Source organism: Brevibacillus borstelensis, from assembly GCF_037834415.1.
Taxonomy (GTDB): Bacteria; Bacillota; Bacilli; order Brevibacillales; family Brevibacillaceae; genus Brevibacillus; species Brevibacillus borstelensis_A.
This window is the reverse complement of the sequence record NZ_JAUMSJ010000038.1, coordinates 41,247-48,662: the sequence shown is the minus strand read 5'-3', so window position 1 is coordinate 48,662 and position 7,416 is coordinate 41,247. Positions and strand designations below refer to the sequence as shown.

Annotated in this window: 4 protein-coding genes and 1 pseudogene; 2 read left to right on the top strand and 3 right to left on the bottom strand. The window is 43.5% G+C overall.

The window, feature by feature from the left end; genetic code table 11:
• Window positions 1-202: 202 nt before the first annotated feature.
• Window positions 203-640 (bottom strand): site-specific integrase, encoded by a 438-nt coding sequence (locus Q3F21_RS22275; RefSeq protein WP_340257975.1) that lies wholly within the window; start codon window positions 638-640, stop codon window positions 203-205.
• Between the two features lie 124 nt (window positions 641-764).
• On the opposite strand from Q3F21_RS22275, the pseudogene Q3F21_RS22270 reads away from it, so the two are divergent.
• Window positions 765-1,223 (top strand): annotated as a pseudogene (locus Q3F21_RS22270) (DnaB-like helicase C-terminal domain-containing protein).
• A 716-nt stretch (window positions 1,224-1,939) separates the two neighbouring features.
• The gene (locus tag Q3F21_RS22265) at window positions 1,940-2,128 is read left to right on the top strand and encodes a hypothetical protein (RefSeq protein WP_340257973.1); all 189 of its coding nucleotides are present in this window, start codon (window positions 1,940-1,942) and stop codon (window positions 2,126-2,128) included.
• Window positions 2,129-3,004: 876 nt separating this feature from the next.
• Here Q3F21_RS22265 and Q3F21_RS22260 read toward each other — a convergent pair.
• Window positions 3,005-4,483 (bottom strand): IS110 family transposase, encoded by a 1,479-nt coding sequence (locus tag Q3F21_RS22260; protein ID WP_340257971.1) that lies wholly within the window; start codon window positions 4,481-4,483, stop codon window positions 3,005-3,007.
• Between the two features lie 2,366 nt (window positions 4,484-6,849).
• Window positions 6,850-7,356: a GNAT family N-acetyltransferase gene (locus Q3F21_RS22255; protein ID WP_340257969.1), complete on the bottom strand. Its 507-nt coding sequence runs from the start codon at window positions 7,354-7,356 to the stop codon at window positions 6,850-6,852.
• Between the last annotated feature and the right edge of the window lie 60 nt (window positions 7,357-7,416).

Below are 7,416 nucleotides of genomic sequence, written 5' to 3'. Positions count from 1 at the left end.
TTTTCTTTTTGTCTCTTTAGGTTGAATGGGGGAGGAAAAGGGGGAAATCGGCAATTGGGGACGAAATTTACAAACTACGTTTCCAGGGATCAAACTTGTCCAATTTGGTAACAGCCTCACGAGAAACTTTTTTGGTTACGTGAGCATAAAAATCCGCTGTTGTTTGATACTTTGTATGCCCAAGACGTTCCTGTACGGCTTTTTAGTCCACGCCTGCCTCAATTAATAGAGTTGCAGCGGTATGACGGAGATCATGCAATCGGATATGTTCGAATCCATTTTCCCTAAGAAATTTTCTCCAGGTTGCGGTCGGCGTTGTATAGTAGTACGGTCCCCCTGTTTCATTACAAAAGACAAATGAACTGTCCTGCCACTTATCCCGGAGCTTCATTTTCCGTTTACGCCATTCTTTCTGATATACTTCCAACTCCTGCATGTACCACGCTGGCATAAGAACGACACGTTCGGACCCTTCAGTTTTTGGTGATGTGATGATCGGTTTGTCGCCGTCAAATTCCGGAATGCTTTGCTCAATGATAAACGTAGCGTTATCAAAATCAACATGTTTCCATTCGAGGGCAAGCAGTTCTCCACGTCTAAAGCCTCCAAGCATACAACCAAGAAAATACAGTCTCCACACATCGGGTTCATAGTTGCGGTCTGGTTGGCTTGAAGAAGGAGACTGGCAGCATTTGACTTACGCCATCGGTAATGTAACCAAGGCCAACATTTAGACGATACACCAAAGATTTCCTTGGGGGGAAATGCGATCAAGATGCCGTGGCATAAAGCACCAGGAAGGGCTTGGGCTTGTGATCATCGACTACCTAACCAAAATCGGGGTGGACAAACATGGGCGCAGCCGTCAGGAGGAAGTATCCGAGATCGCCAGAACGCTCAAGAGCATGGCCGCTAAGCCGTGGTGTAGAGCAGCGGCAGGACAAGCGCCCGGTGATGAGTGATCGCGCGAGTCAGGACAGATCGAACAGGAAGCCGATCTGGTAGCATTCCTATACCGCGATGACTACTACAACAAGGAAACGGAGAACAAGAACATCGTGGAAGTAATCATATTCAAGCAGCGAAACGGGCCGACTGGAACAGCCGAGCTGGCCTTTTTGAAGGAGTACAACAAGTTCGTCTGCTTGGATCACCGCTACGAAAAACAAGCTACAATTGATGACTCACATGACGACGACCGAGAACAGACATGGCGTTTTTAGTTCACTCAGCGGTAATTTGGTGAAAAAAGACCCCTAGGTCTCCCTAAGGGTTTGTTGATGGAAACTATTCAGTAACTCTAAAACCGAAACGTATCGTTGCTGCACCGCTTATTCCATCACTTGCTGTAATAGTTACAGTAGTTTCACCTAGCTTTAATGGTTTGAATCCAGCAATACCAGTTGAACTGCCTATGGATACTTCAACAATACTGCTGTCGAGTACAGAAATGGCGTAAGTTAGAGGATCACCATCCGGATCTCTAAAAGAATTAGAAAAATCACGTTCATAAACCGATATAGCCAGCGGCAATGCGATCGAAGAGAGTGTACTGTCTGACTCGGGTTTTCGATTGCTATTCTCGACTTATTCCCTTCTCTTTGAGGAGTTTCGTTCGAGCCTACACCGTGCGGGCGACTTTCATCGCACACGGCGTTCCATCAACGGATAAGGAGGTAAAAACTTACAATGGGCAAGTTAAATATATGCTGCGTTTTCTATTCTGTCTGCTAACGAAAGTTAATCATTTTTATGGCTGAGTCTGAAGCGAGCCGAGCTTAACCAAACACGCGATTTGATAAATGAGAGGGGAATGGGACATGTCGAAGGTAAAAGTTGAGCGGGTTTTGGTACAAGGAACAGTAATTTTTACAGTGCAGTGCGATGATTTGGTGGGTCTGGTTACGCCAGGCCAGAGCAAGCCGCAGATGAGCAATTCATGACGGATTGGTTCGCAGATAAGGCTGCAAAGATGCTTGATCTGGCTGACGAAGACGTGGGTTACGATAATGAGGTGCCTGTGTTGGTCAGCGAAGAGACCGGGCAGAGGCTTACGGGGCAGATCATCACGTCATCCGATTGGAAGGCGATCAGAGCCGAACACAAGGCCAACGAAGGGGCTGCTTAACATTTCAATTGATTTGTAAAGGAGGAGAGCTTGGGGTGTTGGAATTGCAGCCTCTCTCTTACGCTGAAGCATACGAATATGTGCGGCAGTATCCCCGGCACCGCCCTGCGTGCGGCAGGATGGAGGGTAATTGTACCAGACGCGCGGGGGGCAGTTGGGATTGCCCGGCGCGGCCGCGAATCGATCGGCATCCCACTGGACAGAAACTACTATAGGAATTGTTGGCCGAGTGATTTTGCAAACTGTGTAGTCCAAGTAATGAGGAGGCGAAAAAACGGTGTTTCGAGTTTTGGGCATTTGCCGTGTATGTCTTGTCTTAAGGCAGCGATTGTCAACAGTGCGAGGAAACTCGATAGTTAATAAGGGGTAGGAGTTGGAGGGCATGCAACTGCATCAATAAATCTGGGATCGATTCCATAAAACACCCAATTTAATCCATTCCATCTATAACCCGAAATTTCTCCGTACTCTACTCGGGTTGGATAAAACCAAAACCTATCCCCATTGATGAGCCAAACAAAAGTGAACGCATATAAACAATCAACAATATATGAAACAGTAGGTCTTGGAGGGATCCTCCTAGGAGGCGGTGAAGATGGGCCTTGGACTGGATAAGCCATTTTTATTACACTCCTTTCTAGTTCTCAACAGCATTATATTCTGGGAATAAAAATTAGACTCATGTAAGGGTGAATAAAAGGGCCTAAATAATGGGATTGGCAATAGGTCAAGCATGTAACAAAATGTAGCGTAGAGCTTATCTAATAATCCGCAAGGATTTTTCAAGACATACAAACATGTTTTTTCGAAAAAAGAGCACAATCTCAAGAAATTTAAGCACTGACAGGGGATGAAGAATAGCACAGGATTTATGGACTACTCTTCATCAATTTCAACGTTGTTATCGTCTGGATCGGATATTCCGGCAAGGAGTCTAGCTTCCTTCTCAAAGGATTCAGTATCAACGCTATTAGGTTTTTCGGAAAAACTATCAGACCAAGAAATGCCGCAGGCTGCTGCGTGCATTCTTGGATCGTAGGGTGACCCTGTTTTAAGAACGCTGTAGATAATCTTTGCAACTTTGCCGCACATATGCCCAATGGCTTTTCTCTTAGGCATTTGACGTTCTACCAGTCGCTCGTAGTAAGCGGCAAAGACGTTTGGGCCAGCTTTCTGTGCAATAAGTATTAACGCCATTTGAAATAGAATTCTGCGCGTATCCCGAACGCCACTAAATGTTTGACGAGTTCCTTTGACGGAAGTGCCTGACTGTTTATTTTCGGCAGATACACCCAGATACTTTTTAAATTCTTTATATGTACTAAAACGTTGAATATCACCTATGACTGCAATAAGGGTACATGCCCACCCATCGCTCATGACAGGTAATGTGAAAAGCAACTGAGTATAGGGGTGTGGTGTAGTTCCTTTCGCGACATTACCATGCAATAGTTCATGTATATTCTCGTCAATACGCTCTAAACTTTCTTGAAGCCGCAAGGCTTCTTGAATAAGCCAGCTTTGACGATCAACGACATGAACCAATGGAAGAGCGACAGTATTAGGTAGGATCTTAACTAACTCGGTTGCTGCCTTTTTTGCAACATTCTTAGCTCCACTTTCAACAATGGCTTCCCGAATCTCATCTTCGGACAAATCCTTCATATCCAATGCTGTAGGATACATCAATACTAAGCGTAATACAGAAGGGTTTGAAAGCTTTTTAAACGCTCTTTTTAGATCAGGATGAGTGATCCGAAATAATTGCTGAACCTGATTTTTCCGCCGTGTCAAGGTAGTAGTTAGCAACCAACGATCCCGAATGAGGGTACGAAAAATCGACTGTGACAACGAGGCGGGACTGGCTATTCGTACAGACTTCATATCCGGATGTAGAGACTTGTGCCATCCCATATAAGCCATCGTTCTAGCATCAATAGCATCGGATTTTTCTTGGATGCCTAGCGTTTCTTCGCGGAATTTTTTAACAGAGGCATTATCAACCATGTGAAGAGAGTAACCAGCGTTTAATAATACCTGTTGAAGGAGAAAGGAATAGTGACCACCTGTCGGTTCCATTAAAACGAAAAAGTCGATTGGTTTTAATCCTAACTGCTCTTGAACAACTTGCAGGGCGTTCAAGAAATCAGAAATACCAGAGCTGTCGGCATCGAATTTCATTGTTTTAGCCCTTTTCCATTTTCCATCACGAAACTGTTCAGGAGTAATGCAGGTAGCCACGTGAAAATCTGCTCCAATATCAACACCAACGTAGATTGGATAAAAGAGCCTGACAACTTCCCGTTGTTCATCGGTTTGGCTGACACTAAAGGTCATTAGTCGAGTTTCCTTCATAGGATAAGTTCTCCTTTTACTAAAGCAGCATGTAATACACCTGACTATCCAAGTTACTGTGAGAGCTTTATTCGCCCAATGTAGCATGTCAGGATTATAGCGCCAGGTGATCAATCCCAATATTGAGTCAAGAGGTCTAACGAAAGTTAGCCCCAAACGTTATAAGGGTTTCAACTACTAGTTTTATATAAAGAGTAAACATTACGTTATATAGACCTTTAAAAACAATATACGATAGAACTGATAGAAAACCTTCTGAGCTTCAAGAAATATTTTGGAAAATAAAGAAACCCGTCCTTTGACGGGTTAAACGCTGAAATATGTGCAGTGCCAATACACGTGGAGTGCCCCAGTGTTATATCAGAGGTCTGTAGCTTCAGCCCCAATCCTATTATGGTCGGAAAAACCATGAAAGGTCACTGCACAATTTATATGATTCGTTATATAACGAGTTTCTTCCTGCAAGACCAATGTTTCCAAACGGTAATCAGAACTGCATCGAAGTGCGCCCACATTTTGTTCAGAAATACATTGGCACAGTAAAGTTTACTACTTTGAAAAAGCCTTGAAAAGAAATTCTCAGTCGATTGCTAACGCAATCTCCCTGCGACACCTCCCGTGTGGGCTATGTCCCCCAAAATACCTAATCGAAAGTTGTGGATATACCATGTATTAAAGTTCTTACGCGTATAGCATGTAGTCCTTTATTTGAGAGAAAAAAAGAATCTAAGCACTACAGTAACGGTAATTTTGGAAAGGGATGCGAGATGTCAGTCATAGCGATAAAAAAATCCCTCGGATTTTCCCGAGGGCCGATGATTGGTTACCGCTATAAGGTAACAGATGTTACGTTTGACTGACCAGCTCTGCTACCACCTGTAACAATTAGCTGGAAATGGTATGTCGTACCTTGTGATAAACCAAAAACCATCGCAAGTGTTGAGTTCTTGTCTAAATGCACATTTGTAGGCGACCAGTGATTTCCTCCGTCAATTGACTGCATCAAAACGACACGAGTCGCATCCTCAGCTTTACTAAATCCAAGGACAACAGCTGATGGGGAAGCTCCAGTCACCTTCAAATCTAATATTGGTTTAACGCTATTCTCGACTTATACCCGTTTCTATCGGAGGGTCTTCGTTCGAGCCTACACCGTGCGGGCGACTTTCATCGCACACGGCGTTCCACCAACGGATAAGGAGGTAAAAACTTACAATGGGCAAGTTAAATATATGCTGTGTTTTCTATTCTGTCTGCTAACAAAAGTTAATCATTTTTATGGCTGAGTTAGAAACGAACCGAGCTTAACAAACACACGATGTGATAAACAAGTGAATCGATCCAACAAAAGACATCAGAAATCTTGGAAATTTACCTTTCCATAACGGCTTCATTGAAGAATTGACTTTTGAATTTTTCCAGTTCCAGTTCCAAGTGCTCCTTCCGTTTGGTTTGGAGTATGTTTCACTGCGCGTCCTGCCAGACAGTGACCCCTATCTCATTGGAGAAGAGGCGTTTTTTCTCGGGGAGCTGTAGGCGCGGCTGCCTTTCCCTCTGAACGGACACAGATTTCCATACTGATTTATGCTTTGTTTGCCCGTTGTAAAAATCTTCTTATCCGTTGATGGAAGGGTCAATTTAAAACCGGCGATGGTGGGTCAAAATAAAGTCGGCGTTGACAAGTTTACACTTTGGGCGTTTTCGGCGGATTAAATTATTCACACTGTTGCAATGGTTGCTGCTCTTGCTTTCCCAACAATTGCATATGCAAAATGGGATGTTAATGGTTGGGACAAATTGTACATCTCAGATTATCAGACAATTTCTTCGAGTGGAAGCTATAGACTCATAGTGAAATCCGGAGATTCCGAAGGTACTTCTGGATACTTTACTTGCGAACTACGGGCTGCCAAATCGGGTCAGCCAGGAACTATATCCATACAGAAAGGAACGTGTCTACGTTCGGGATTAGTTAGTCAAACTGCGGTAAATTTAGATTCCTCTTATATGTACTATGTAGTATTTACTGACAATTCAGGTACTACTAAATCAGGTTATTGGGACCTTGAAAAACAACAGTAGATAAAAAAAGTAAGCAACTCTATTTCTATAGTAGAGTTGCCTTTTTCTTTTCGCAAGGGAAGACCCAAATTCTGAGTAGGGGGCACCCTGGCGACGGAAACGGATTTGAAACGAGCAAGTGTAGGGCCTGGTTGGGATCCATTTGACCCGGCGGAACCAAATGATGTATTCCGCTTTGAAATAGGGGAACGCGGAGTCTAGATGTACCTCGAGTTTGGAGGGTGTCCCGCCAAGCATTGGGCAAACGCTAGACGAGAGGCTCGGTAGTGTAACTGTGCAGGGAGTTAATTCCTTGGATCCATAGGAGAGGAATGGAATTTTTGAACTGCAACCTCTTGTCCCTCATATAGATCAACTTCATCACGGTATGGAATATCAAATTCACGATACAAGTTCCTGAAAAACGATAGCGCCGGATTATTCTTTGCCAATTGGCAAACATAGTATTTCCCAGGGTGGATGTTAAACAGTTGGCGTATTGCTTGTCGACCTAACCCCTTTCTGCGGTGGTTGCGAAGCAGGAAAATTTCTTGAAGAGAATAGTCTGTATCAGGGAAGGTATATGGTTGTCCAGCTAACAAAATGAATCCAACGGGTAGTCCATTATGAATGATGAGATACGGATATAGGCTATCTTTCTTTTCCCAATATAAATGGTTGTTACCAAAGTCAAAAAGACCATGGCTCCCAATCTCTATATAAGAGCTGTATTCAGAAAGGTCATGAAGATAAAGTTGGTACAAGTTCAATAAGATTTCTTTTTGATGTTTATCACATAATACTAGTTCCATGAAGGCACCTCTCATGATTTTCCTGCGTATGGGACATTTGTTATGTAACCCTATAACGCA